Source organism: Bradyrhizobium canariense (assembly GCF_900105125.1).
Taxonomy (GTDB): Bacteria; Pseudomonadota; Alphaproteobacteria; order Rhizobiales; family Xanthobacteraceae; genus Bradyrhizobium; species Bradyrhizobium canariense_A.
Genome location: NZ_LT629750.1, coordinates 5,067,104 through 5,093,294 on the forward strand (window position 1 = coordinate 5,067,104; position 26,191 = coordinate 5,093,294).

Here is a 26,191-nt window from a genome sequence, read left to right on the forward strand (position 1 = left end):
GGTCCTATGATTCGCCGTAGTTAGCTGTGATTGGGGTTCGTGGTGCGTATAGCCGAACAAAGGAATGTCATTCCAGATACGAACTCGGTCGAGCAACCTGCGCCGAGCGACCGCGCGAATGGGCCCGGACAACTCCGCGAAGCGTTGACGCGAAATTTCCCTTACGTGCTCTTCGATGTTCCTCCGGACTCGGATGGCGACATCACGGTGCGGAAGATCGGCGCGCATGCGATCGCCCATATGCGCACTTCGTCCTGGACGGCAGAAGCGACTGTCGGCCATGCCGATGCTCTCGGGTTCGGCGAGACTATCAAGCTCGTATGGCTGTTGAACGGCGTAATGACCTATGAGGACCAAGAAAGAGCAATCGCGATCAACCCCGGGGAGCTTTTCGTGACGCGCTCATCCTCGGATTATTTTCTGAACATGAGTGATGGCTACGAGGGCCTGGCCCTCACGTTCGATGCTGGAGCGCACCCCGCCTGGCTCAATCTGGTGGAGCGAGGCGAGAAGGAGTTGGTGCTCAAGCCTAGCAGTGCTGCGGCGGCCTCGGCGGCAGGCATGTTGGCGCTGATGCGCCAGCCCCATAACGACAGCACCAGCGAGCTCGTCCTCCATTCGCTATTCGAGTTGGCAACGGGATCGGTCAATCACGGCATCGCTGATCCGCCATCGGAACAAATCGCTCCGAGTCTTTTTCGCGCCCGTTGGCTGATCCGCCAAAATATCGCCGATCTCGACTACACTCCCGCGCGGCTGGCGCATGATCTCGGCCTGTCCCGGCGTTCGCTCTACAATCGTTTCGCGGACTGCGGGATCACGCCAGCCGCGTTCGTCCGCATGGTGCGGCTGGAACAGGCGAAACGAGAGATCGAAAGTGATCCAAGGGGGCGCACCGGCTTAACGACCGTAGCGCTGCGCAACGGCTTTCCCGACAGTTCGAGCCTCTCGCACGCCATCAAGGCAAACTATGGCGTTACTCCGAAAGCATTGCGCAACGCTAGGGCAGAACGATCTTGGCGTGGATGAAACACCCGATATGGCGGAGAGGGAGGGACTGCCTCGCCGTTCACAAAAACCCAATAAAATCAGGCATTTCTTGCAAGCCCGAGGACGCCGTGTGTACCGGTCCCGTGTCCCGAAGTCGATGGGATCGCTTCACCCCTTGCGCAATATTGATCACCGCTTCGATCGCAATTCCGGTGAATGCCGCTATATCAATTTAGAGGGCAGGTTTCCCCTCCCTCCGTACCTCTGCTCCCCTGCCCTACCTTTTTCTTCCACCGATCGACTACCTTCCCAATAAACCCTTCCCCTGTGCGCTTTGCGTAGAAACAACCCGTTCAGGCGCGCTCGTTTGCGTTCGCAGCCGTAGGCTGTGATATGACCTTGGCGCTCATTCGTGTTAATCGGCGTGGGGTCCCGACGCCGATCGGCGAGCTGAGCCGTTGATCTGCCTCACCGTGGTGGGGTCACTGTCGCTTATTCACATCCTGGGAGGAGCTACCAGACTGAGTGGCCGCCCTGATTGTTCAGCAAGACCGAACGAATCGATAAGTTCCCGCCTGCCGACCGGGTTTTCAATAATATGGGTCGCGGATAACGAATAGGCCTGAATGACAAATAGCCGCTTTTCTGAGCGCGGCCGGTGTTTTCTTCGATGAAACGAACACCCATTTCGTCTCCGTTGAGCCTGATGAGCCCGCAGCGTCGAAACACCCGGCCACTCGCAGAAAACAACAAGACAAATTCCTTGAGGCTTAATCCCGCGACAGAGTCGGCTATTATAAGGCGGGCGCCCGTCCTGGAAATATCGAGCAGCGTACACTTACGGCGCCATGATCCGTCGATCGACATGATGTAAACGATCAAGCCCTTCGTGAACGGAACGCGGTCGGATTGCTTCACCGACGTCAATGAGTTCAGGCAGGCGTCGCGAAAGTTCAGAGTTAACTTTACACCGATTGCCGAAGAATTTCGGTGCAACAGTCGATTTTGAACCTTGCTGACTTCGACATATCGCTCGTGCACTCATTTCCCAGGCTTGCAGACATGCAGCTTGCCCCAAATTGCACAACAATTTGCTTTGTGATGAGTGGCGATGATCTAATTCGCTTCAATGGGGTCGACGTCGCCCGAGGATTTGTTGGCATCGGTCATGTTGGAGATTACTTTTCGATGATCGAAAGGACCGGAGCGCGGCTCGCTTCCGTCATCTTTACTCCCGCAATTCATGACCGTAGCTGGCCCGAAACGCGGGGGGCAGGCCCATTATACGAGGCCACACGACCCAGAAGTTTGCCTGCCTTGAACGAAAGCGCTCTCTCTTCGGTGGTCAGCGACCGCTCGACTGCCTCAGCAGGCCATCGTTCGCGGCGAGCGATGTTCTCGTGAATAACTTTGTGACCGGTCGGAATAACCGCACGCGCACCTTTCGACGATCTTCTGCGTCGGGCTTCTGTGCGATAGACCATCAGCCTCCAATTCGCGCAATGCGGCCGCCAAGTTCGATGACCGCATGCTCTCCGATTCGCCTAGCGCGGTAAAGATCCCGTCATCGCCAGCGCTTACTCCAGCGTGTGCGCATCACTCCGATCCCACAGATAATCGCGATGACTGGCAGCGGCGCCAACGTCAACCTCCCGGGCCAGCCGAGCCAACGATGAGCGACTTGCGGGAGCGCCAACGGCGCCCAGAGGCTAACAGCCAAAATTGCAGCGCCCGAACAAAACAGCGGTCTTCCAGATCAGCCAACATGCACCAAGCAAGCCATAGCGGGCCGGGATTTATCGGCGTCGGGACGCTTGACGTTAGCGCGCGCGGCCCGCTGGGTTTGCGCTAGCGTTTGTGCATAATGGGCGTTGACACCACAGGGCCCGCCAATAGCCCACGAATTTCCGGTGTAGAATGAACAAGGATACTCATAATAATTGCAGACTGGTAGAGGGGTCGAGGGGGCAAAAAAGAAACGCCTAATCCGAACTCATCAATTTGGAGATGGAGGAATAGCTGGCCGCGCTCCTGGCTCGTCCTGGCGATTTTGCAAAGACCATCCGAACAAGCCTCCATGCGATTGAGTATTTTTTTCAACCTGTTCACTCCCAAGTTGTTCGTTTTGCGAATCGACTTTCGGAATAATAGTGCACTTCAAAGAATAGATTAGCTTTCCGTCCTCGGTACGACCGATAGGAGCGCACACGTCATCAACCTCAGCCACCAACTTATTTCCTGAGGCTGAAACAACGGTTGTAGACGATAAGACACACAGCGCGACGAGAGAAATTGCCGACATGTGCCCTTTAAAACGATTCAACGAGACGATCTTTTCGCGCACAGCATTTCCTTCCTTCTCACCAAAGGTGGCATCGTTAACTTTCTTAACGATGGGCACATAGAGGAATCGAGCCAAATCCCTGGACGGCCGACAAAAAATACCCCACGACCTGTCAGATCCCAAAAACAGATTCGTCAAGCTTAACACAGAGAATATATTATTCGGCTGCTCATCAGAAATCCCAATATTAGTCCTACCCTCGGTGGAAGCGATTATTCCGCACATTGCTCTACTCCTCCGGCCACCAATGAATCGAGATCGAGAAGTTGGTTTACCTCATCTTCCGACAGCCCGGCCTGAATCGCGAGTTCGCGTACACTTTCGCCACTAGCCAATGCTCTTGTCGCGATTTCTGCCGCAATCTCATATCCCAACAGCGGAACGAGCGCGGTCGCCGACCCTGCACTTTTATTCAGGTTTTGACGGCAAACGTCGGGCTGGGCCTGAATGCCCTCAACACAAAGCTCGGTGAAGGTTTTGATGGCGTTCGTAAGCATCTTCAACGAATTGAAAATATTGTAAGCTATCAAGGGTTCAAATGCATTTAATTGGAGCTGGCCAGCTTGCGCAGCCATTCCGACTGCGAGGTCGTTCGCAATTACCTGAAAACAAACCTGGTTCACCATTTCAGCGATAACAGGATTGATTTTTCCAGGCATGATCGAGGAGCCTGGCTGTCTCGGCGGAAGTCTTATTTCACCTATGCCTCCCTGTGGGCCAGATGCCAAAAGCCTTAAGTCGCTGGCTATTTTTGATAGCTTTACCGCGATCTGCTTTAAAACACCTGAGAAACTAACAAATGCGCCTACGTCCCAACTTGCAGCTATCAAATCAGACGACTGATGAAGATCAATGCCACTGATCCTTGATAGGGTCTGAAGCGCCATAGAACTGAATTTTGATCCTGCATTTATTCCAGTGCCTATCGCAGTTCCGCCTAAGTTGACTTCGTGCATCAATACCCTGGCCTCTTTCAAACGGTCAATTTCACTTCGAAGGACAGTGCCGAATGCTGCTAATTCATCTCCTAAACGCATAGGGACAGCGTCTTGCAGCTGCGTTCTTCCTAACTTCATTATTGTTAGATGGTCTTGCCCTTTCAAGTTGAATGCTTCTGCGAGGTTTTTCAAAGTTTCTCCCAGAAAAATGGACTCAGCGGCGATAGCTATGCGAATTGCCGTCGGGAAGACATCATTAGTGGACTGACTAAGATTTACGTCGTCGTTGGGGTGAAGTTGGTCGTAACGACCCTTCGCTATTCCGATAAATTCGAGGCCTCGATTGGCTATCACTTCATTCATGTTCATGTTTGCAGACGTTCCAGCACCGCCTTGCATCATGTCCGTAGGAAATTGGTCATCCAGCATCCCAGCACGAACGCACTCGCAGGCCCTGACTATTGCATGACACTTGGTCTCGGATAAGCGGCCGATTTCGAAATTGGCTGTTGCCGCTGCCTGTTTCACCATTGCAAGCCCCCTGATCAAACAAGGGTATTGAGAGAAATAATATCCGCTGATTTGAAAATTCTGGACAGCGCGAGCCGTCTGCGCGCCCCAGTAAACCCCCTCGGGAACAATTATTTGTCCTAAACTATCGTGCTCCACTCTGACGATCGACATGCGACTCCTTAATGTAACGAGAGAGTAAATCGTTGAATCAAGGAGATTCGCACGCCCCTCTCGACTGTCTCGTCCACCCTTGTCCAACAATCAGCCACGCCGCATTGCGATTGAACTCACACTGCTCAATCTTTGGACGACCGGACGCTCTAGTCCGCCTATTCTGTCGGCTTAATCAGTGCTTTTCGCCGTAGCGAACGGTAAGCGACCGAAGCTTACGCGACGAGGCCATGACAATCGTTGGAAGCTGCACATCGCAATCTGCGTGACCGCATCGTGAGCGGTTAAGTCAAATGCTGAAAACGGGGGTTAAAATGTCTTCTCGAAATGTCGCCCGACGGCTCTTTGAGCTCGCACTAACATGCTTATCCATATATTCGACGCCAGTCTTCGCGGCAGACCAATCGCCGCCCATTAAGGCGAAACCGAAGCCAATAATCGATGCCCCGTTTTTTTCCTACGTGGATAACCGATTAACTTATGCGCACGTCTTCAACACTACCGACGCAGGCTATTACAGCCCCAAACCCGGTGGAGGCTACAACGGAAAAACCAACATGAACGTGGTCGCGTTCACTCACTTCGATACGTGGGCATATGGTACAAACTTTTTTACGGTTGGCTGGTCGAAATCAGATCACAATGATCCTGCATCTCCGTGTACAAACGTAGGTGTCATAACCAATCCACTTCCAGGAGGAGGCTCCTTCAATGTACCGGCGGATTGCGCTGGCGCACAGAACATGTACGGATTGATCCGAAGCACGTTCGGCTTCAACCAAATTTTCGATACGCAGGCATTCACGGCGGGACCACTCCACAATGTGTCGATCGAGGTCGGTGCGGATGGCGGTTCGCAGGCAACTTATTTTGCGTCCGCTACACGACAGGTTGTTGCCGGCCTACAGTTTGCATTTGACCTTCCGTATCACGGCTACATAAATGTCGCTCCTCTTTACAAATCGGAACTTGGCCACAATGCTTACACACAATGTGGAAGCGTTTTCGCCCCGGCGGTTGGTTGCAGCCCAGATGGTAACGCGCGTTATAAAGATACATGGGCGCTTGAGGTCAACTACGATATGGATCTCGGCTTTCTTCCAGAGTCCGTGCAGTTCTTTTCTATTAGTGGCCGCGTAGGAGTATATGGCCCGAAAGGCCCATTTGAAGGCGTCCCAGGACAAGAGCCAACCAAGACGGAAATCAACAGCGAGCCTATCCGGGTAACTTTCGACGCTGGGCGCGCATTCCTTGGCAAAAAATATGCCCACGAGGTGGATATATGGGCGGCTTATCGATATACGCAAAACCAGTTTGGTAACGACGCGAATTCCGCGCCTTTCGTCTGCACCGTAAATGGAGTGAGTACAAATAGCTGTACGACCAACGCTTACGCCACGGGCATGACGCTAAAATTCTAGTTCTATCCCTCAGCGAAGAGCGAAGGCGCCGCGATGTCCCGCAGCGCCTTTTTTTTCGCCAAAAACTTCTTTTGACAGCTCTCGGCCCTTATACCGTTTGTTTCTTTGGACTTTCAGGCATACTGTACCAGTTCGAGTTGAGTTTAGGCATGATATTTGCTACGCCTCATGGACATCGTTTACATGCAGTAAGTTGGAACGTAGCTAATGCGTAGCGAAAAAACAGCCGGGCCGCACGAAGGCCCAGACTCGGACATTTCGTTGATGCGCCTGCCATCGGAAGATGAGATACGAGGACAGCTAGCGCGCATTGTTTCGAATACCGCTTTCGCCACTTCTGACCGCCCGCGACGGTTCCTAAGTTACATTGTTGATCAGACCTTGGTCGGGAATTCAAAGCGACTGAAACAATATTGCATTGCTACAGAGGTGCTCGGTCGACCGTCAAGCTTCGATCCGGAAATCGATCCAGTCGTCCGACTTGAAGCAGGAAAGCTTCGGCGCGCTGTAGAGAACTACTACCTCCGGGATGGTGCTCAAGACCCAATCGTTATCTCGATTCCAAAGGGAAGTTACGTGCCAACCTTCAGTTGGCCCGCGCTTTCAAATACAAAAATTGAGTCAGCAAATACCCTTACCGCGACGAATCACCATCGCCACAATATTACCTGGTTGCCTGTCCCGGAATTTCATCGCTTGGCCGTGTTGCCGTTCGCAACGGTAGCTCGTGATGCGGATACGGTCGAGTTCAGCCGGGGTTTGCACGATCAGCTAGTCGTAGAACTTGCTCGATACCAAGAACTCTCAGTCTTCGTCGTCGATTCCCTTGGTGAGTATATTGATCCCGCCACTGCGGTACTCGATATTGCAAAAGGCTTTTCAAGTCGCTTTATTTTGTCTGGCAGCATTCGACGAGGGAGCGCCAGTATAAGGACGACGATGCGCTTACACGACGCTACGACGTCATCAATTTTGTGGTCAGAAAGTTTCGACGCAGATCTGAACGATGAAGACCGACTTGCGCCGCAAGACTACATAAGCCGAAGGGTCGCCGGGACCGTTGCTGACTACTATGGAGTAATATCTCAGCAGATAAGCCTAGAGGCCGTCTATGGAGTGGACCGGCCGTGGACTATTAACGTGGCAATCCAGCGCCATCGTTACCTAGCTAAAACGCTCGCGGAATCAGCGTATTATCAGGCTCGACGGGATCTTGATCGAGCTGTGTTGGCCGCACCGCATCACTCGCTACTTTGGGCTGCGCTGGCCCACACCATATTTTACGGTAACGTGCTGGGCTTTCAGGATGACGCTGACTGGCTGTCGCTCGTCGAGAGATATGCACAGCGCGCTTTCGAACTGGACCATCGCTGCGCCTACGCTCATGTAGTGATGGCCTTGCACCGCCTTTATCGAGGCGAATTAGACGAAGTTCGTAATACCTGCGCTCAAATCCTGAAGGATAATCCGCACGCTCCGAGCACCAAGCTAAGTGCGGGCTTCTTCACAGCTTTGGCAGGCGATTGGAACGTCGGAACGGGAATGATCAAAGAGGCTATGCAAAGTCTGCTGCACCCTCCGGCTTGGCCCTATCGCGCCACCTTTCTTAGCTTTTATAATCAAAACAATTACAGCGCTGCTCTTCACGAATTGGCGTCGTACAATAGTCCTGAAAGCTTCACTCCGCCATTGCTGCGAGCAGCAGCTCTCGCTCAACTGGGCAGGATCTCGGAAGCAAGAGCGGCTGCCCGAGAGGTTCTCCGACTCTGCCCGAATTTTAAAGATGTTTCGAACAAATATCTGAAGTATCTCGTCGCGCTACCCGATTTAGCACTGCATCTTCGCGAAGGAATAAAGAAGGCGGGCCTTCTTTCTTAGGGCGATCACTTTTAAGGTTAAGCCGCCACTTTGGTTCAGAATACCGAAAGTTACTTTTTAATCTTTTCATTTCTAAGCATGCTTAGGGTGTCGATCGTCCTCAGGCTGAGGTTTGAGTACCTATATTGGACATTCAACCAGAGTTTTAAAAATGGAAAACCTCGGTATTTTGATCCCTTGCAAGGCGCTCACGCGAGGAAAATCGAGATTAGCTAGCGTGTTGAGCGATGAAAGTCGACATCAACTCTGTCGCTCGTTTCTATTGCGAAGCCTGGAATTAGCCCGCTCGATTATTATTCCTGACCATATCGGAATCGTAAGCGATGATCCCGAGGTACTTTCGATCGGACAGTCATGCGGTGCGCTGAGCGTTTTAGACACTGGGAATGGTTTAAACAAAGCTCTGGAGGATGGGCGTCTGGACCTGCTTAAAGCGCGCCCTTGCGTTAAGCGCCTGCTGGTGATGCCGATTGATCTTCCACTGTGTACGTCATCTGCGGTAAAGGCATTTGCTAAAAATTCCGAAGACGTTGCTCTTGCTGCCGACCGCTCCGGCGTCGGGACAAATATGATTTGTCTCTCGCCGAAGGCCCTAAACAAATTTTCTTTTAGGTACGGTAACAACAGCTTGGCTTCGCATAGGCAGGAAGCCGCGGACCAGCGATTAAGCATGTCTATCGTCGATGAGTTTTATCTCGGCTTCGATATCGACGAACCAGACCATTATAAAAGATGGATCGAGGGCGCCGCGAACGGCGAGCTTGCAGCATAAAGCAATCAGGGCACGAAATTGGGCGCCTCCTGCCAGTCAACGAAGAGCCTTTTGCCTTCTTCTTGCTTAATTCGAACGGACGGCAATTTTCGCTGATCCACTGGACGCTGAAGCTCTTCGACTAATTCCTTCGTCGATACGCCGATCGCTTCGCACTCGCGAAGCGTAAAAGCATAGTACATTTTTGAGATTTTAGCATACCAGATTGCCGCAACGCACATTGGGCAAGGTTCACAAGTAGTGTAAAGTTCGCAATCACTCAAATCTCGGCTCGCCAATCTCTTGCTCGCGTCACGAATAGCCAAGACCTCGCCATGAGAAGTCACGTCAAGGCTATTGCGAGACTGGCTTACCGCCTGCCCCACAACGTTGCCATCCTTTACAATAACGCAGGCGAACGGGCGGTGCCCCGTCTTGCCCATGCCAGCGCGAGCAAGCCTGAATGCTTTACTCATAAAATGATCCGGGTCCGTCAGCATGAAATTCCGCTCCGCTGGTTCCGCTACCTTTAGCTGGCTCATTATGTAAATTATTTTTCCTCTTGCCGACAGAAGCTGAACCGTAGGTTACTTACAGCTCTATCTGACTAACTGATTAGATTGAAGACTAGCTGCGAGCCTTTAGACACCTGGTGCTTCTAGCCAGCAGCATTGCTAGGGAGAAAGACGATGGAAGAAGTTCCGGTCATCGATATCGCAAGTTCGCTTACAGGCGATGCTCAAGCGAAAAAACGAGCGGCTGAAGAGATTCGTAGGGCATGTGAAGAAATTGGCTTTTTTGCAATCACTGGCCACGGCGTTCAGGACTCTCAGATAGATTTGGTAAAAAAACAAGCTCATGCTTTTTTTGCCCGGCCGCTGGAGTTCAAGGAGCTAAGCGGTCAACCACCCGAGAAAATCTGCCGTGGCTATACCCGAGTTGGCAGCCGAGCATTTGCATATTCAATTGGAAAAAAAACTCCACCGGATCTGAATGAAAGCTACGGCATGGGACCGGTTGATTCCGTTCCCGCTCACTTGAAAGGAACGCCAGCCGAGCGGCTCTTCTTCATGCCAAACTATTGGCCGAAAGATATACCTCAGTTCAAAACGGCGTTTGAATCGTATTACCGCTCCATGGAGCCGTTGGCCGCGCACCTGCTTGGTCTTTTTGCATTGGCGCTCGGCCTAGATGAAAGATATTTTGACACTAGAATAAATCAGCACACAAGCACAATGCGTGTCATCTATTACGGCCCCCAAGAGGAACCTCCGGAGCCCGGACAGTTGCGAGGCGGAGAGCATACCGATTTCGGAACGTTGACTATTCTTAAAGCAGAAAACGCTCCAGGAGGTCTCGAAGTTAAAACTCGCTCAGGAAACTGGATAGCGGTCAAAGCAGAACCCGGGGCGTTCGTCTGCAATATCGGCGATATCATGATGAGGTGGACGAACAATCATTGGATTTCGAATTTGCATCGAGTGACTAATCCTCCGCCAGAGCTCTCTAACATTGGTCGCACGAGTGTCGTGTTCTTTCATAATCCAAATGTGGATGCAGAGATTCGATGTGAAAATGGCTTCTACGGTGCGGAGAGAGAAGAACAATACCCTCCTGAGAAATTTGGAGATATCTACCTGAACAAACAAATGAAATCGCAACACATGACGACGGACGATAAAAAGACTGGATCGGCCGGCGTCTAACCTCTATCCCCTGGGTGCCTCGACAGGTCTTTGATCGAGGCACCTGTGTGCTCTGGGATATCTTGTTCATCTCTCGATATAATTCCCTCATATCTTAAATATCGGCACAGAATCATGCTTAGAATCGATGTCCATCACCACATTTCGCCTCCCTATTATGAAGCCGCGCTGAGCTCGGAACACACCGCTGCACTCGGGCTTTTCGGTAAAGCTCCGTTATGGAGTGTTGAGCGATCGTTGGAGTCGATGAACCATTTCTCGATTGATTGTTCGATTTTATCAATTTCTGCACCTGGCTTCTGGTTTGGGGACATCGCTAAAACAAAAGCTCTGGTACGAAAGACTAACGAACATATGGCGTCGATCGTCAGTAATCGACCGTCCAATTTCGGTTTTTTCGCTAGCTTACCTTTGCCGGACGTTGCCGCGAGCTTAGACGAATTAGTTTTTGCTTTTGACACCTTGCACGCCGACGGCATCGGATTAATGAGTAATTATAGCGGCTCCTATCTTTCACAACTTGATTGCGGGTCCATTTTAGAAGAATTGAATCGGCGCGGCAGTGTTGTCTTTGTTCATCCAACGTCAGCGCCCTACGGCGCGCTACCAAGCTATCTTCCTCCTCCCTCGCTCGAATTCCCTTTCGAAACAACAAGAGCCATTGTCGACCTACTTGCGAGCGGGATCCTGACAAAGTATCCGAAGATACAATTCATATTTACTCATGCCGGCGGGACAGTACCCTTTTTGACCGACAGGATCAGCCGGCTATCCAGGAGGCCTGACTTCCGAAACAATGTTCCAGACGGTGTCCCTGCTACGCTATCTAGATTGTTCTACGACACTGCACTGTCCGCGAATCCGCGAGTATTTTCATCGCTTCGGCAACTTGCTCCAAGCGACCAAATACTCTTTGGAACAGATTTTCCGTTCGCAGACGATGCAACCGTGAACGATGCAATACATGGCCTCGAGGCGCTCGGCATGACGCCGCCGGAATCCACCGGTATTTTTGGAGAGAATGCCTTGCGTCTTTTTCCGCGGCTAAGGAGCGCTAAAAGGCCTCATTCCGCGTCAGCGATCATCTTGGGTACACGGCCCGGTTTATAAGCGACGAATATTCGAACGCGAAATCAACGATTGCAGAATGAATTCGTGCAAACTGGTTCAGAGTCATAGGGAGGCTCAAGACAATATCTCCGCGACTGGCGACTAAAATGCCCTTCATCAACATCGCCATATGAAATAGTTGACCAATTTGGCGACTGCTTGCCGGAATGTTCGAAGGTGAGTTGATTACTCCGTTCGTGAAATGAACGGTCCAAAGAGATCCTAGACCTGTGACCTGAATCGGCACACCCGCCCTCTTCAAGTCAGCCCCCAGACGGAGCCTGAACTCTTCACTACGCTGCAAGAACTCGTCGGCTATTGCTTCCGTAAAAACCTCGGTTAGGCCGGCCAGTCCCGCGGCGAGCGTGAGAGGATTATTGTTGAACGTGCCTGCGTGCCGGAGTCCGTCACTCCGCCTAGGATCATAAACTTCCATCAAATCTCGACGGCCACCGAACGCTCCTGTTGGCAGTCCGCCTCCAATATATTTTCCAAGAGTAGTTATGTCGGGTCTCACGCCAAATAGTCCCTGAACACCACCTCGCCCGAGCCGGGACGTTTTCACTTCGTCAAAAATAAGCAGAATCCCGTACTCTGCTGTACGTGTCCGAAGCTCCTGCAGAAACTCTGGCTTCGCCGGTATGTTTCCGCCTGCTCCCAATATGGGCTCCACAATCACCGCGGCAAGCTCTCCCCAGTTCTCGTTTATTGTCGAGACCGCCGCAGCAATATTGTTGTATTCCGACAAAACAACTTCAAAAGGAACATTCGTGGCAGCACTGCCGTTAGGAAATGCAAACACTCCTCCGTGGTAAGCGCCGTCAAAAACCATAATTTTTTTTCGTTTCGTGCTGGCTATAGCAGTTACGAGCGCAAGAAGATTTGCTTCGGTCCCAGAATTGCAAAACCTTACTAATACCATTGACGGAAAGCGATCGGTTAACACCTTTGCAAGTTCCGCTTCTCTGACGGTGGGACCGCCGAGAACAATTCCATCGTGCAAAGCATCGATGATTGCACGCTGAACGGCCGGTTCCGAGTGTCCATATAGCCCGGCAGAGAACTCACCGACACAATCTAGGTAGGTATGACCATCTTGATCAGTAACTTCAGCATCTTTTCCCGCTACAATCGTCAAGGGAAATGGGTTATAATGCAGAACTGAGCGGGTGTTTCCGCCAGGCAAATATTTGGCAGCTTCGTAAGACGCTCTAGCGCTCTTGGGATTGATTTTAAGATACTTGTCGCGAAGGTCCGCCAAAGCGCCTTCAACTGTCTCGTTAGGAATGCGGTTCTTCATAGATTGCCAATCGCTTATATTGTGAGGACAGTTTCTGCCAGTATTTTCAAACCCATGACGAAGTCTGACATTTCCAAATGCTCATCTGGGTTGTGACTTCCGTTACTATTGCGCATTAATAATACCGACGATGGAATACCCTGCTTGCTATACATAGCGGCGTCATGACCGACCGTCGGCATCGATCGAGTTGTCAAATTGAGGTCTCGCGCGGCTTCCGTTGCCGCCTGTTGGAGATGCATATCAAGCTTTACGGCCGACGTGCCAACACGATCGCCGAATCTGAATTCTACGCCGTGCTCCACCTGGAGCTCATCGGCTCGTTTCGCGATTGACGAATAGAGATACTCCATAACTGCGTCATCGGTACCTCCGATGTTCAGACTGAAATTTACTTCGCCTGGCACCTTCGTCATTGCATGTTCGTGCGGATTCGTTTGAAAAATTCCGCACGTGAACACCAAGTCCTGATTACCATTCTCAATTAATTCACTCCAGACGAAGTCCGCATGAGCGAGCAGCTTTGCTGTAGCCAGAACGGCGTCGCGTCTCAAATGCCGTGGAACAGCTCCGGAATGGGCATGCGAACCGATACACCTTGCAAATGGAAAACGGATATTCCCGCGTACCGCCGTTGCAATTCCGACCGGCACCTTTTCGGTTTCTAAAAGGGAGGCTTGCTCAATGTGTAACTCGAGATAAGCTCGAATACCAGAAAGCGAGCTAACCGGTTGGGCGATTGAATCATCTACTATAACGCCGATGGCGCCTAAATGACTGGCGAGGGTTTGCCCAGTATCGAAACGAGTCAGAATGTCGAGGTCGCCCCGCTTCAACAGACCTAACTGAAGTTTACTACCGATGTAGGCAGGACCAAACCAAGGGCTTTCCTCGCATCGAAATCCAATCGTTTTGATCCGAAACTTTGTCTGCGTGTTGGTCCGGCGAAATGCCGCAAGTACAGCGAGTCCGGCAATAACGCCAGCGAGACCGTCATAATTTCCACCGTGAGGCACTGAATCAATATGCGAGCCTATTATTATCTCGTCTTGCAGATCGGCTTGCCGGTCGTCAACGATTTCAAGATTTCCAACGCGATTAAAAGAGGACTTTAAACCTTCGGACCTGGCAAATTCACTTATCGATTCGGCCGCCGCCGTTTCGGAGCTCCCGAACGCAGCACGCGTTATTCCTGGTTTATCCCCGGTATTTGCGGCAATTGTCTCGAAGAGCGCCTTCAGTCGTGGGCCTAACGCTTCAATCTCAGCGATCAAGTTTTCTTGCATTTCTTAGTTCCGACGGAGCGCGTTTCCAGATGTCACCCCTTAGCAGGGTCATGACAGAAAACACGTATAGAACCGTAGGCGCCCGGCTTGACCGGTAGCAAACCTAGCCGACCGGCAATCCCGCCATACAATCGGGCATTCTAATATCAATGCATCGCGCTGCGATGGATCACCGTCAGCTTCGCAAACCAGATGAGAGATTGTCTATGAACCGAGTAGGGTTTTGCTTTCTAGATCGGCCTTCAGCTACGAAGCAACTGGAACTAGTTCAAAAAATCGAGCAGCTCAATTACGAATCCGCTTGGGTTACAGAGACCCGCTTGGCACGGGATGCCTTCTCGGTGTTGGGCGCTTTCGCAGCGGTAACAAAACGCATTCAGCTTTGTACTGGAATCGTGAATTCCTGGACGCGTGGGCCTGCTCTCATGGCCATGACATTGGCTACGCTCGACGAAATGGCCCCCGGACGAGTTGTATGTGGTCTTGGGGCATACTGGGATCCGTTGGCCTGGAAACAGGGAATAGACCGCAAAAAGCCCGTTTCTCAAATGCGCGAGTATCTCACGATCGTTCGTAGACTCCTCATGCTTGAGGATCATGTTACCTTTGAGGGAGAATTTGTGAAGGTTCGCGATATTTCGTTGGATTTAGGCCACGGTGCAACGCGCGAACCGAAAAATGTGAAGCTTTATATTGGCCCAACAGGACCGGTGATGACAGAGCTCACGGGAGAAATTGCTGATGGTGCGCTTCTGAACGGCCTTCTCAGTGCTAAATACACTCGCGAAATGGTGAATCAATTGAACAAGGGAGCCGTCAAAGGCGGGCGTTCATTCGACACCTTTGAGCGTCCCCAACTGATAAATGTTTCGATGTCAAACGACGTCGCTGAAGCACGATACACCGCAAAATACCTTGTTACAAAGTATCTCGGTCAGCAACCTCACGTTGGCAAGGCGAGCGGCTTAGATCCGGAGCTACTCGATCGCATCAACCAGACCATGGGTGGCTGGCCAGCGAAGCCTGGTGGGATTGAAGACGCAATGAAGCTAGTCAGTGACGAGATTGCTGACAGCTTGACTATCTCTGGCACTGCAAAGCAGATCAAAGACCGCACACAAGAATGGATGGACGCCGGCATCTCATACCCGGTTATCCTGCCACTAAGCGAGAATTACGACGAAATCATCGAGAAGCTCGCACCAAGTGAGTGGTGACCATTGAGGATAGGCAGCAAGTAAAATGGTGAGCAACTCGTTTGATCGAGTAATTATTGGCGACGTAGTATTGAAAGACCGCGTCGTAGAAGACGCTTATGTCGGAATAAGCGGCGGGATCATCAAGGCCATCGGTCATGGTGGCCCGCCGAATTCTATAGCGACTGACGATTACAGTGGCTGCCTGCTATTTCCAGGTTTAGTCGACGCGCAGGTTCATTCTGGAAGCCACGAAGGCTATACGGGCTTGGCAGATGCCACCCGTGCAGCTGCAGCCGGGGGGGTGACAACGATAGTCGACATGCCGTTTGATAATCCCCTTCCTGTGGATAGTGTTGCTCGCTTTCGTCAAAAGGTGGATGCCGTCCATTCGCTGGCCATCGTCGATGTCGGCTTGTACGTTACCCCGCCCAAATCAAAGGACTACGCATGGGTTGCAGAACTGAAATCGTTGGGAGCGTGCGCAATAAAGATTTCAACTTACGAGTATCACCCCGTGCGTTTTCCTCGAACGCGTACGGGTGAAATGATTGGTTTGTTCAATGCTGCGGCGAGCGCGGATCTACCAGTCTCATTCCACAACGAAGATCAAGACATTGTGGAATTCTACGTCAATCAAGCTAAAGAACGAGGCGAGACAGGTATTGAAGCACATTGGCTTACTCGACCTCCAATTGCCGAACTCGTGGCGGACGCTCAAGTCCTAGAGCTAGCCTCCCATACTGATGTGAGATGCCACATCGTACATAGTTCGCTAGAATCCGGCTGCACGATTGCATCTGAGTATAAAAAACGTGGCAACGCCGTCACCGTAGAAACATGCATCCATTATTTGACCCTAAATCAAGATGACATGAAAACTCGTGGCGCATTCTTAAAGATCAATCCGCCTCTTCGGTCCGAAACCGATCGAATTGAACTTTGGAAAAGTGTCACGAGAGGCGACATCGACATGATTTCAACAGATCATGTCGGGTGGCCTGCATCGAGAAAACAAGACTCCGATATATTTAAAAATGGTTCCGGTGCTCCTGGCTTGGAGGGTTTCCTGCCTGCTCTTTATACTGAGGCTGTATCGAAACGAAGTTTCTGCCCCACACTCATAGCAAAGCTAGCGTCGGAAAATCCGGCTCGTCATTTCGGCTTCTACCCTCGCAAAGGGTCAATCGCAATTGGCGCCGATGCGGACATAGCTGTCTTTAAAAAGGGAAATAATATTTTTGATCCCGCTCGTTTGGCCTCGAAAATAAAATGGAGCCCTTACGACGGGCGCGCTATGGCAGGTCGGGTCGAAGCCACTTATTTACGCGGTGATCGAATTTATGGCCAAAACACTATTACCGCGAAGCAGGGATATGGACGTTTCCTCGCTCCGCTAAGTTGAATCATAAGTTATTTGGACCGCGATGCTCGCGCGTTGATTGCAGCTAAACATATAACTTCGTCTTCTTCTCCGGTTCCGCCGCTAATTCCTAACGCTCCAATTACTCGCCCGGCTTTCTCAATTGGATGCCCACCATGGCCCGGAACGAGCTTGGTACGACCAATATGAACAAATGCTGAGAATGTTTCCGGCCGTGCTCGGGCTCGTTCCGCAATATCCAACGTTGATACCTTCCAGGCCGCCACACTGAAAGCTTTTGCCTCTGCAATTTGAGGAGTCAGAAATCCAGCCCCATTCATTCTGCGCAAGCCAACTAGATACCCGCTGGTATCAACTACCGCGGCTGAAATTGCCTTATCGATATTGCGTGCCTCATTAACCGCGGCAACGAGCAACGCTGTGGCTTCTTCGTCGGTCATCATCACTTCGTCATCCCCACCTAATTAAGCACGCCACCACCATCGATATAGATCTGCTGAGCCGTCATGAAGCTACCCTCGTCGCCCGCGAGAAAGGCCACCAAGCCCGTTAAATCGTCCGGCACAGCAACTTTCGGGATAAATTTGCTTTTAGCTCGTAGCTCAAGACGTTCTTTGGTAACGCCGCCGGTATCCGTCAAACTCGGATGGACCATATTGACGGTTATGTTGTTCTTTCCGAGCTCGCGAGCGGCACATCGCATTAGGCCGATCAGAGCCGCTTTCGAAGAAGTGTATTGCGTGATCTCGGCCTGAGCCTCACCCACTGTGGCAGAACCAATAAATATGATGCGACCATAATTCTTCGCGACCATGTGGGGAGCGACCGCCGATGCACAAAAGAATGCACCATCTGTGTTCACAGAAAATACTCTCTTCCACTCTTCAGTTTCAGTTTTCCAAAACGGCTGACGCGTCAACCCTTTCCAGATTCCCGCATTATTAACCAGAATGTCTATCTTTCCAAAACGTTCGACCGTTCTTCTTACCATTCCGTCTACCGCGTCGCGCGACGATACGTCTGCTTCAATCGGAATGCATGACTCGTTCTTATTTTCGAGATTTATTTCATCTGCCGCATGTTTCGACTTTTCGTGCGTTATATCGGCCAATACGACAGTGGCTCCAATCTTAGTAAGCTTGCTAACAATGGCGCGCCCGATACCCTCTGCGCCACCAGTCACAATTGCGATTTTACCCGTCAGCATCATTTTAAAGTGTCCTTACCGGTTTAGTTTCTCTTTTGCTCTATAAACTACCAACTTCGCCGTTTATGCGAATCTACGTCTCCGCGAACATAGCCGATGCGCTATGTTCTGCTTGCTTGGCAGAAACCGGCTCATATAAAGTAGTTCTCTGCCATATTTTTCGCTCAACTGCCGATGCGAGCTCAGAGAATCTTTGCGGAGTCATGCTTTGACCATGCACAGCACCCGCCGCACGTGAAATGGATTCGTTCATCAATGTCCCACCGAGATCATTGACGCCGGCGCGCAAGCTCATCTTAACTCCAGCCTCGCCCATTTTCACCCACGACACTTGAATGTTTCTTATTAGCGGATGCAAAACAAGCCGAGAAACAGCGTGCATTAAAATGGACTCCCTCAACGTCGCACCTCTCCGTGATTTTCCTTTCAGGTAAATCGGCGCCTCCATCGGAACGAACGGAAGGGGCACAAACTCGGTGAATCCACCTGTTTCTTTTTGCAAAGATCGAATGTGCAGCAAATGACGGGCCCAATGAACTGGACCGTCTACGTGGCCAAACATTATCGTTGCAGTTGATCGCAACCCCACCAAGTGCGCTGCGCGCATTACCGTAAGCCACTCGGCTGTATTCAATTTATCGGGACATATTATTTGCCTAATAGAGTCGTCCAGGATTTCTGCGGCCGTCCCTGGTAAGCTTCCGAGACCCGCTTGCTTCAGAGTTGTCAGAAACTCTGAGACAGAAATACCCAAAGTCGAAGCGCCATGTTGTATTTCAAGTGGCGAAAATGCATGGACATGAATATCGGGGCAAGCTTGTTTCGCTGCCTTTAAGATCGAAAGATAGGTCTCGCCGGTGTACGACGGATGTATCCCGCCCTGAAGGCATACCTCCGTGGCTCCTGCACTCCACGCCTCCCGGACTCTTTTTCCAATCTCGGAAAGATCCAGATTATAAACTCGCTCATCTCGATGATCTTTGCGCTTTCCTTTAGAGAAAGCACAGAATTGACAGTGAAACGTGCAGATATTCGTATAGTTGATGTTTCTGGTTGTTACAAAGCTAACGCTGTCCCCATTGATCTTCTTCCTTAGGCTGTCCGCGGCTGCAATTACGGCAGTTGCATCACCCGCGCGCGTATTAAAAAGGGTGACAATTTCAGCTTCTGTGAGTTCTTGTCCCGAGCTCGCTTTATCAATCGCGTCATTCAATTTCTTCCGGCCAGGCGTCACGACGGAACGTATTGCGGTCGGATTTGCAAATTCTGCCGGCGTGTTGCTGCCGCCTGGTATCCAATCATCCTCACGAGCGTATCCCTCGGAGTCGGTCAATTTCAGAACAGATGGCTCTATTTTCCGGTCGAGCCACGCGCCTGCATCTCTTGCATATCCGGGATAAATAGCAACACGCTCGATTAAACGCTTGCCTCTCGAACTCATTTCTTTCGCCAACGTATCAATCTGCGGCCATGGCGCTTCTGGGTTGACGTAGTCAACCGTCACTGGCGAGATTCCGCCCCAGTCATTAATGCCCGCATCCACCAATCGGGAGATATTTCCTTCATTGAGGTTTGGTGGCGCCTGAATGCTCGTCGACGATCCGAATGTGAGTCGCGCAATTGCAACAGTCCAAAGCTGATCATCCAACGAGGCTGCGGGCGCGTTGGCCATCAATGTTCCGGCTTTTGGTCGAAAGTTCTGGATAATAATTTCTTGAATATGGCCAAACCTTTCATGACTCCTGCGTAAAGCTAGCAAGCTCTGAATACGTTCACCACGGGTCTCGCCAATGCCAATCAAAAGCCCGGTCGTAAACGGAATACGGTTAGCGCCGGCGTTATCAATCATTTCTAATCGTAGCTTTGGGTCCTTATCGGGTGAGCCAAAATGCGGGCCGCCCCGCGAACTGAGACGATCTGCGATTGTCTCCAGCATTACGCCCATCGACCCCGAAACTCGGCGAAGTCGTTGCATATCAGTCGCCTTCAACAAACCCGGATTTAGATGAGGTATCAATCCGGTTTCTTTCAATACTGCATCGCAGGCAGCGACTAAGTATTCCAGCGTACTCTCGTATCCTAACTCACGAAGGGCGTCTTTAGCTGAGCGATAACGCAGCTCTGGCTTGTCTCCCAACGTAAATAGAACCTCTTTGCATCCCGCGTCTTTGCCCGAGCGCGCGATCCGCAGCACGCTTTCGATGGAGAGATAGGCTGGCGTCGTTTTGTTTGGAGCGTGAGCGAACGTGCAATAATGGCAGACGTCTCGGCAAAGCTGAGTGAGCGGAACAAACACCTTTTTCGAATATGAGATGTTGTCACCGAATTCGCGGTCACGAATTTCAGCCGCGGCATCCATAAGCAAACTTAAATTGTCGCAATTTGCCAAGGATAAGATCGCATCATCGCTCAAACGGGATCCGGACCTCGCCATTTCGATGGTGGTATGATGCGTTAGCACGGTCATCTATTATCCTCTCCACTACGGTCGTCTAATTGCGCTTTATGTTTTTCTTTTTGCCATCGAGGCAGCGAAATCCAGCACGCAGGTCGCGACGCGCTGTTTATCTTCGTTGGTTGTCATGAGAATGCGCTCTTTCCGGATTTCAACTCCCGGAAGTTCGACTTCGTCGTTTAGATCGATCACGAAGGCATCGATGAAATCACGATAGCGATAAGCACAAGCTTGGGCTGACGGTTCAATTCCAAACTCAGTAAATAGTTTTGCGGTGGGCCCCTTGACCGCCTCTCGGGAAATAATCGGAGAAACTCCCACGACGGGGGCCTTCGTCTCTCGAAGGGCTTGTCGCAATTCAGGTATTGCCAGCATTGGCTCAATGCTTAGCATAGGGTTCGACGGGCAAATCACTACGGCATCAGGCGTTTCGTCAATGAGTAAATGCCGTACGTCGTCGTGAAGGCGCGCCAGCTCCGCACCGCGATACGCGATTTCCGACACACTCGGCTCGCATTTTTGGTGAACGAAGTACTCCTGAAACGGCAACCATGTGTTTTTTGATCGAAGGTACGTCCTGATCGAGTCATCGCTGACCGGGATAATTCTCGACCTCACCTTAAATGCTGCTCTGAGATCATTTGTCGTCTCCGAAAGCGACGCTCCTGCGGCCATTCTTGACGAACGCTCGACATGCAATGCCAGATCTTTGTCCCCGAGATTAAACCACGCGTCAGACCTAATTTCTTGAAGAGCTTCCATAAAGCTCCACGTTTCGTCTTTGCGCCCCCATCCCTTCTTCTCGTCCGCGTTGCCGGACAATGTGTACAGTATCGTGTCTATGTCAGGTGATATGTATAATCCCAGCCATCGAAAATCATCTCCTACATTCGCGACAATCGAGATGTCAGAGTTTTCGGCTGCGACACGATCTAACCCAAGTGCAAGCTTTGCTCCACCTACACCTCCACAAAGCGCAACAATCGATTTGCGCTGAGATCCTGAGGTGCCGTTCATCTGAACAGGTCCTCCGCGCTTTTTCGCACCATCGATAAAGCCGGTGACACGTTTTGCGACGGCCCCAATCCACGGACCAAAACTACCGGTATCCGCTCACTCCCCTGTCCCATGACCAAAGATGCCGCTGACGCAATCTCGTCTGCTCGTCCAACGACAGTAGTCTCGAGTATTCTCCCGAACATATCGACTTCACCTCGCCGGTCGTCAGTGCAGTCGATTCCCGCAGCGCCGATCGCTACGCCAACGGTGCCCAGACGCCACGGCCTACCAAAGCTGTCATTGATAATTATGCCGAGGTCTTGTTGTACAAGCTTCTGCAATTCACACCTCAATTGCTGAGCGCTACGATCTGGATGCTCTGGAAGAAGCAGAACCATCTGCGCGTCGGGAAATACGCCAATGTTCGATTTATCTATTCCGGCATTAGCCATAACAAGTCCTAGCTTATGCTCAACTATAAGAATGTCTGGAGCACATCGAACGACGCGATTTGATTGATCTAGAATAACTTGGACCAGCCTCGGATCTTTCCTACATCGAGCGGCAAGGGCTAGCGCCTGCTCACCAGGCTTGACGTCATTCAAATTGACAAAGCGCCCTTCTGATTTTGAAACAATTTTTTGCGCAACAACCAACACGTCATGATGCTTTAGCTGAAGGTTGTTGTCCTTAAGCGCCTGGACAATAGCTTTTGCAAGATCAGTACCGGCTTGCACATCCGGAATACCACTGACCGCTGCGATAGATAAATTCGTCATCACGCCGTTACCGTTTCGAGACTCCCGATATGAGCGAAGTCTGCGTCGGTTAAGACAGCGGACAGCCAGAGTTCCTCGCTCACAGGGATAAAGCCCTACGTCACGGCCGCGTGACGTAGGCAACTACGTTGCGCGCCTATCAAATCCGAATGCCATGATATCAACAGATAGATGCTATCTGACTCAGACATCAGATTGGAGGTATCGGGCAGTTTGCTACCTCAAGCTGGTTCGCAGAGCCTGGCACCGTTTTCTTCAAATTAATGAACGCGGAGCGCTGGTCCGCATGCGTGCGCTAGCTATCAACATAATTAAAACCGCTACCCACGGGAGAGCGGTCAGAAATTGGACAGGAACGTCCGACACCTGGGGCAAATTTAACTTCAAGGCGTCTAACAATCCCATGAATAGCGAACCTGCAACAGCTCCCATCACGTTCCATCGACCCAAAATGACGATTGAGATGACTACAAATCCTCGACCGTCAATCATGTTCGGGACGTAAGATGCTACTGCTCCTAGCGAAAGCGCCGCGCCTCCCAAGCCTGCAAATGAACCGCAAACAAGTAGCGCCGAGGTTTGGATTGCCTTTGGATTTAGTCCTTTGGCCTGGGACTTGTTCGGATCATGTCCTACAGCAGAAATGATGAGGCCAATCTTAGTCCACTTGAAGAGTGCCCAGACAAGCGCTGTCAATCCGATTGCAACATAGTAAAATATATTCTGCAAAAAGAACGCCGGTCCGATCAAAGGGATTTCACTTAGATAAGGCACTGCAATATCTGGAAGTGCTGGCGTGGCAGACGTAACGCCGTTTTGCACAAACAGGAAGTTTGCAAGACCGGGCGCCAATACAAATAGCGAGAATCCTACCAGTATGCCATTTCCACGCAACAGAACCGTGCCGATCGCCATAAGCGAACCGACAAATGCACCAGCCACACTAGCGGCGAGAATCGCGATCAAGAGTCCGGAATCTCCGACGGCGGTGATGTAGGCTATAAAAGCGCCCGCGGCCATCATTCCTTCAAGTCCGATATTCGTTATACCCGCTCTTTCAGAGATAAGCTCTCCCAACACCGCAAGCAAAAGAGGGACCATTAGACGTACGCTGCTGCTTGCAACAATATCGAAAAATTCCATTTCGCGAGTCCCTGCGGAAATTATTGGATTGCTGTTGGGCGAGCTGCGTAGGTAAAAAGAACTACCCCTAGAAACACCTGGGTAATCTCCGGAGAGATCGACGCGCCAATCTGGAGCGCTCCAGCACCGTAGAGAAGCGCCCCCATTAGAAAGGACGACACAACAATCCCAAATGGATTTAATCCACCCAGCAAGGCCACAAATAAACCTGCGTATCCAATGGGGTCAGCAACGCCTGGATAAAGTCGATGGTCAATTGCAGCGACCTGCATCCATCCGGCGAGTCCAGCTCCGGCACCACCTAACATCATCAAGGATATGAGGTATCGATTTGCGTTTACTCCGGAGCGGGCTGCTAACGTGGCATTGCTACTGAACATTCTCAGCCTGTAACCCATCACAGAAGTTGCAAGTATCGAAAGCAGGATCACCACAATGAGAGAGACTATTAGACCAATATGCGCCCTCGTTCCTGAGAATAGTAAGGGTAAGGTGCTGGAGGGCGGCAAAGCCGGCGATTGCGGAAGGTTAGCAAAATCGCTTTGTAGCGGCCCACTCAACAGATAGCTGAGCACCGAGACGGTCACAAAATTCATCGCGAGCGACGATACAATTTCACTTACATTCCACCGCGCCTTTAAATATCCGGGAACAAAAGCAACCGCCGCGCCAGCGATCGCCGCTGCAATCCCACATACACTTATTAAAAGAACACTTGGCGATTGCGGCACTGCCAACGCGATAACAGTGGTTGCGAGAGCGCCCGCGCCAATTTGCCCAGGCGCTCCAATATTATAAATCTTAGCTCGTAAAGACGGTAGCAATGTAGCGGATACCATCAACAACGGTGCTGCACGAACCAATCCTTCGCCGAACGTCCGCAGCGAGCCGAAGGTTGATGTCCAAAGCACCTTCGCAACCAATATTGGATCAGCATGTATGGAAAGTAGAAGACATGCCGTAACCAGCGCCGCTAAACCAATCGGCCTTACTCCATCAGAATAAATAGCGTTCGATACGAGCGATCGCCTATCCGACGCGATCATATTCGATGCCTCCCATCATTCCACCTAGAGCATGAAGTCCATCTTTATGAAGATCCACCTCGCCAACGACTCGACCGGAGAAAAGCACGACTATGCGGTGGCAACTCTGAACCAGTTCATCAAGGTCTGAGCTAATCATAACGACGCCGGATCCGGCTCTACAAGCATCAAACATTGAATCTCTAACATCTTGAATAGCGCGCACATCGAGCCCTCGAAAAGGGTTATGCGCCACGACTAACGATGGCGTTTTGTCCAGCTCTCTACCAACCACAACCTTCTGTTGATTTCCTCCCGAAAGCATCCGAACAAGGGTTTCCGCTTTGGCGCCGCGAATTCTAAATCTGTTTAGAATTCCGTCGACGTGACGCCTGACGTTAGCGTGACGGAACCAAAGACCGCGTAAGAATTCGGGCCGGCTCTGTAAGTGAACGAGAAGATTATCTTGGATGCTCAGGGACAACGCGAGCGCATCACGGTGACGATTTTCTGGAATGTAGGCTACGGAACCGTTGTTTTTTTGACGAATGTAGCCCGAGGTAAGCTGAACCAAACCAGCCATAACTTCTGCTAAAGTCGTCTGACCGCTTCCGACAACCCCCGCAATGCCCACGATCTCCCCGGAAAAGACCGTGAGATTGACATCGGATAAGCCTGCCTCTGATTTATAACGAGCAGGCGCTGAGACGCCGGACAAACGACAAACTTCTACTTTTGGACCCTCAAACGCTATTTCGTCTCTCGCTCCCAACGCTACTTTAATTAAGTCAGTCGGAGCTGCCTCAGCGATCGATCCGGATGACGATCGGGACCGGACAACATCCCCTACCATGTCGGCAGCTAATGCAGTTACGGTTGTGTTGCGAGCGGCATAAGTCGAAACCAACTTGCCGCGACGCATTACTGATATACGATCTGCAACGTCACGCACTTCGTTCAGCTTATGGCTAATATAGAATATTGCTCCACCCGTTCGCGTAAATTCTCGCATGATCCCGCCGAGAGCTTTAGCGTCATCCACGGAAAGCGAGGCGGTAGGCTCGTCAAGGATCAAAATTCGGGCGCCTAAAGCGAGGACAATTAATATCTCCAAGCGCTGGCGTTGGCCCATCGCTAAAGATACCACCGGAACGTCAGTAGCGATCTCGGTGTCGAACGTTTCTGCGAGGAGCCTTAGACGCTTCGACGCCGACGGTGTATCAGACCAAAACCCGCCACGCTCGGCTAAGATGAGATTTTCCGCGCCGGTCATCTCATCGATCAGACCGCCCTCTTGTTCAACAAATCCAACACTGGCGCGATAGCCTTGATGAGCTCGTTTGATCTCAATCGTCGCACCGTTGATAACCAGCGTTCCGGCGTCTGCCGCAAAATGCCCGCCGAGAATTCGCATTAACGTGGATTTTCCGGCTCCATTCTCTCCAATGATGGCATGAATTTCACCTGAATTGAGTTCCACACTCACATCTTCGAGCGCGACCAAATCGCCAAATCGCTTTGAGACCTGGTGCATTTGGACGATCGTGCTATGCGCAAACATCTCTGTAATCCGATCTCGCAGAATTGGAGGTCGG

At 51.2% G+C, this 26,191-nt stretch carries 22 protein-coding genes; 8 read left to right on the forward strand and 14 right to left on the reverse strand.

Translation table 11 applies throughout. The annotated features are described in order from the left end of the window. The first annotated feature begins 39 nt into the window (after positions 1-39). Positions 40-1,029 (forward strand): helix-turn-helix transcriptional regulator, encoded by a 990-nt coding sequence (locus BLV09_RS24050; RefSeq protein ID WP_167558870.1) that lies wholly within the window; start codon positions 40-42, stop codon positions 1,027-1,029. A gap of 474 nt (positions 1,030-1,503) precedes the next feature. On the opposite strand, the gene BLV09_RS37710 is transcribed toward BLV09_RS24050, so the two are convergent. From BLV09_RS37710 to BLV09_RS24065, 3 genes are all read right to left on the reverse strand, one after another. Beyond that, positions 1,504-1,908 (reverse strand): PilZ domain-containing protein, encoded by a 405-nt coding sequence (locus tag BLV09_RS37710; RefSeq protein ID WP_174556563.1) that lies wholly within the window; start codon positions 1,906-1,908, stop codon positions 1,504-1,506. 1,078 nt (positions 1,909-2,986) lie between these two features. Then, the gene (locus BLV09_RS24060; protein ID WP_167558562.1) at positions 2,987-3,559 is read right to left on the reverse strand and encodes a hypothetical protein; all 573 of its coding nucleotides are present in this window, start codon (positions 3,557-3,559) and stop codon (positions 2,987-2,989) included. Beyond that, entirely contained in the window at positions 3,547-4,956 is a 1,410-nt protein-coding gene (locus tag BLV09_RS24065) for an aspartate ammonia-lyase (protein ID WP_146689165.1), read from the reverse strand. The genes BLV09_RS24060 and BLV09_RS24065 overlap by 13 nt, the downstream gene beginning before the upstream one ends. A 293-nt stretch (positions 4,957-5,249) precedes the next feature. Here BLV09_RS24065 and BLV09_RS24070 point away from each other — a divergent pair, with 293 nt between their 5' ends. From BLV09_RS24070 to cofC, 3 genes are all read left to right on the forward strand, one after another. Beyond that, positions 5,250-6,377, forward strand: a complete 1,128-nt coding sequence (locus BLV09_RS24070) for a hypothetical protein (RefSeq protein WP_167558871.1) — start codon at positions 5,250-5,252, stop codon at positions 6,375-6,377. Positions 6,378-6,584: 207 nt separating this feature from the next. After that, on the forward strand, positions 6,585-8,255 hold the full coding sequence (locus tag BLV09_RS24075; RefSeq protein ID WP_146689167.1) for a hypothetical protein: 1,671 nt from the start codon (positions 6,585-6,587) through the stop codon (positions 8,253-8,255). Between the two features lie 151 nt (positions 8,256-8,406). Further along, positions 8,407-9,027 (forward strand): 2-phospho-L-lactate guanylyltransferase, encoded by a 621-nt coding sequence (gene cofC / locus BLV09_RS24080; RefSeq protein ID WP_146689168.1) that lies wholly within the window; start codon positions 8,407-8,409, stop codon positions 9,025-9,027. 5 nt (positions 9,028-9,032) lie between these two features. Here the strand turns inward: cofC and BLV09_RS24085 are convergent, their stop codons facing one another. After that, positions 9,033-9,506, reverse strand: coding sequence for a nucleoside deaminase (locus BLV09_RS24085; protein WP_244548813.1), 474 nt, complete (start codon positions 9,504-9,506; stop codon positions 9,033-9,035). A gap of 189 nt (positions 9,507-9,695) precedes the next feature. Between BLV09_RS24085 and BLV09_RS24090 the strand changes: the two genes are divergently transcribed. Together BLV09_RS24090 and BLV09_RS24095 are read left to right on the forward strand one after the other, a co-directional pair. After that, a complete protein-coding gene (locus BLV09_RS24090) occupies positions 9,696-10,712 on the forward strand; it encodes an isopenicillin N synthase family dioxygenase (protein WP_100384755.1) in 1,017 nt (338 codons plus the stop codon). Positions 10,713-10,826: 114 nt separating this feature from the next. Then, positions 10,827-11,822: an amidohydrolase family protein gene (locus tag BLV09_RS24095; RefSeq protein WP_146689169.1), complete on the forward strand. Its 996-nt coding sequence runs from the start codon at positions 10,827-10,829 to the stop codon at positions 11,820-11,822. Here the strand turns inward: BLV09_RS24095 and BLV09_RS24100 are convergent. Together BLV09_RS24100 and BLV09_RS24105 are read right to left on the reverse strand one after the other, a co-directional pair. Next, entirely contained in the window at positions 11,794-13,122 is a 1,329-nt protein-coding gene (locus tag BLV09_RS24100) for an aspartate aminotransferase family protein (protein WP_146689170.1), read from the reverse strand. The two genes, BLV09_RS24095 and BLV09_RS24100, sit on opposite strands and share 29 nt — an antisense overlap. 14 nt (positions 13,123-13,136) lie before the next feature. Continuing rightward, positions 13,137-14,408, reverse strand: a complete 1,272-nt coding sequence (locus BLV09_RS24105) for a hydantoinase/carbamoylase family amidase (RefSeq protein ID WP_100384758.1) — start codon at positions 14,406-14,408, stop codon at positions 13,137-13,139. A gap of 164 nt (positions 14,409-14,572) precedes the next feature. Here BLV09_RS24105 and BLV09_RS24110 point away from each other — a divergent pair, with 164 nt between their 5' ends. After that, on the forward strand, positions 14,573-15,625 hold the full coding sequence (locus BLV09_RS24110) for an LLM class flavin-dependent oxidoreductase (RefSeq protein WP_167558872.1): 1,053 nt from the start codon (positions 14,573-14,575) through the stop codon (positions 15,623-15,625). Between the two features lie 25 nt (positions 15,626-15,650). Continuing rightward, entirely contained in the window at positions 15,651-17,009 is a 1,359-nt protein-coding gene (locus tag BLV09_RS24115; RefSeq protein ID WP_146689171.1) for a dihydroorotase, read from the forward strand. Between the two features lie 8 nt (positions 17,010-17,017). On the opposite strand, the gene BLV09_RS24120 is transcribed toward BLV09_RS24115, so the two are convergent. The 8 genes from BLV09_RS24120 to BLV09_RS24155 all read right to left on the reverse strand — a co-directional run bounded on the left by BLV09_RS24120 (position 17,018) and on the right by BLV09_RS24155 (position 26,157). Next, on the reverse strand, positions 17,018-17,428 hold the full coding sequence (locus BLV09_RS24120; protein WP_167558873.1) for a GlcG/HbpS family heme-binding protein: 411 nt from the start codon (positions 17,426-17,428) through the stop codon (positions 17,018-17,020). A 20-nt stretch (positions 17,429-17,448) separates the two neighbouring features. Then, a complete protein-coding gene (locus BLV09_RS24125; protein ID WP_146689173.1) occupies positions 17,449-18,198 on the reverse strand; it encodes an SDR family NAD(P)-dependent oxidoreductase in 750 nt (249 codons plus the stop codon). 70 nt (positions 18,199-18,268) lie between these two features. After that, positions 18,269-20,662, reverse strand: a complete 2,394-nt coding sequence (cofH, locus tag BLV09_RS24130; protein WP_244548814.1) for a 5-amino-6-(D-ribitylamino)uracil--L-tyrosine 4-hydroxyphenyl transferase CofH — start codon at positions 20,660-20,662, stop codon at positions 18,269-18,271. A 36-nt stretch (positions 20,663-20,698) separates the two neighbouring features. Further along, on the reverse strand, positions 20,699-21,667 hold the full coding sequence (gene cofD / locus BLV09_RS24135) for a 2-phospho-L-lactate transferase (RefSeq protein ID WP_100384763.1): 969 nt from the start codon (positions 21,665-21,667) through the stop codon (positions 20,699-20,701). Continuing rightward, the gene (cofE, locus tag BLV09_RS24140) at positions 21,664-22,428 is read right to left on the reverse strand and encodes a coenzyme F420-0:L-glutamate ligase (RefSeq protein WP_146689174.1); all 765 of its coding nucleotides are present in this window, start codon (positions 22,426-22,428) and stop codon (positions 21,664-21,666) included. Before cofE ends, cofD begins: the two co-directional genes overlap by 4 nt. A gap of 255 nt (positions 22,429-22,683) precedes the next feature. Beyond that, entirely contained in the window at positions 22,684-23,571 is an 888-nt protein-coding gene (locus BLV09_RS24145) for an ABC transporter permease (protein WP_146689175.1), read from the reverse strand. Positions 23,572-23,591: 20 nt separating this feature from the next. Then, positions 23,592-24,617, reverse strand: coding sequence for an ABC transporter permease (locus BLV09_RS24150; protein WP_146689176.1), 1,026 nt, complete (start codon positions 24,615-24,617; stop codon positions 23,592-23,594). Next, complete coding sequence (locus BLV09_RS24155; protein ID WP_146689177.1) at positions 24,601-26,157, reverse strand: ABC transporter ATP-binding protein; 1,557 nt, start codon at positions 26,155-26,157, stop codon at positions 24,601-24,603. Before BLV09_RS24155 ends, BLV09_RS24150 begins: the two co-directional genes overlap by 17 nt. Positions 26,158-26,191 lie beyond the last annotated feature (34 nt).

What these genes read in the sequence shown, in the direction of transcription:
- BLV09_RS24125 (WP_146689173.1), bottom strand. Translation starts at nt 18,198, where the DNA reads ATGATGCTGACGGGTAAAATCGCAATTGTGACTGGTGGCGCAGAGGGT.
- cofD (WP_100384763.1), bottom strand. Translation starts at nt 21,667, where the DNA reads ATGAACGGCACCTCAGGATCTCAGCGCAAATCGATTGTTGCGCTTTGT.
- BLV09_RS24145 (WP_146689175.1), bottom strand. Translation starts at nt 23,571, where the DNA reads ATGGAATTTTTCGATATTGTTGCAAGCAGCAGCGTACGTCTAATGGTC.
- BLV09_RS24095 (WP_146689169.1), top strand. Translation starts at nt 10,827, where the DNA reads ATGCTTAGAATCGATGTCCATCACCACATTTCGCCTCCCTATTATGAA.
- BLV09_RS24115 (WP_146689171.1), top strand. Translation starts at nt 15,651, where the DNA reads ATGGTGAGCAACTCGTTTGATCGAGTAATTATTGGCGACGTAGTATTG.
- BLV09_RS24065 (WP_146689165.1), bottom strand. Translation starts at nt 4,956, where the DNA reads ATGTCGATCGTCAGAGTGGAGCACGATAGTTTAGGACAAATAATTGTT.
- BLV09_RS24120 (WP_167558873.1), bottom strand. Translation starts at nt 17,428, where the DNA reads ATGACCGACGAAGAAGCCACAGCGTTGCTCGTTGCCGCGGTTAATGAG.
- BLV09_RS24100 (WP_146689170.1), bottom strand. Translation starts at nt 13,122, where the DNA reads ATGAAGAACCGCATTCCTAACGAGACAGTTGAAGGCGCTTTGGCGGAC.
- BLV09_RS24075 (WP_146689167.1), top strand. Translation starts at nt 6,585, where the DNA reads ATGCGTAGCGAAAAAACAGCCGGGCCGCACGAAGGCCCAGACTCGGAC.
- BLV09_RS24150 (WP_146689176.1), bottom strand. Translation starts at nt 24,617, where the DNA reads ATGATCGCGTCGGATAGGCGATCGCTCGTATCGAACGCTATTTATTCT.
- cofE (WP_146689174.1), bottom strand. Translation starts at nt 22,428, where the DNA reads ATGACGAATTTATCTATCGCAGCGGTCAGTGGTATTCCGGATGTGCAA.
- cofC (WP_146689168.1), top strand. Translation starts at nt 8,407, where the DNA reads ATGGAAAACCTCGGTATTTTGATCCCTTGCAAGGCGCTCACGCGAGGA.
- BLV09_RS24105 (WP_100384758.1), bottom strand. Translation starts at nt 14,408, where the DNA reads ATGCAAGAAAACTTGATCGCTGAGATTGAAGCGTTAGGCCCACGACTG.
- BLV09_RS24155 (WP_146689177.1), bottom strand. Translation starts at nt 26,157, where the DNA reads ATGTTTGCGCATAGCACGATCGTCCAAATGCACCAGGTCTCAAAGCGA.
- cofH (WP_244548814.1), bottom strand. Translation starts at nt 20,662, where the DNA reads ATGACCGTGCTAACGCATCATACCACCATCGAAATGGCGAGGTCCGGA.
- BLV09_RS24110 (WP_167558872.1), top strand. Translation starts at nt 14,573, where the DNA reads ATGGATCACCGTCAGCTTCGCAAACCAGATGAGAGATTGTCTATGAAC.
- BLV09_RS24070 (WP_167558871.1), top strand. Translation starts at nt 5,250, where the DNA reads ATGCTGAAAACGGGGGTTAAAATGTCTTCTCGAAATGTCGCCCGACGG.
- BLV09_RS24085 (WP_244548813.1), bottom strand. Translation starts at nt 9,506, where the DNA reads ATGCTGACGGACCCGGATCATTTTATGAGTAAAGCATTCAGGCTTGCT.
- BLV09_RS24090 (WP_100384755.1), top strand. Translation starts at nt 9,696, where the DNA reads ATGGAAGAAGTTCCGGTCATCGATATCGCAAGTTCGCTTACAGGCGAT.
- BLV09_RS24060 (WP_167558562.1), bottom strand. Translation starts at nt 3,559, where the DNA reads ATGTGCGGAATAATCGCTTCCACCGAGGGTAGGACTAATATTGGGATT.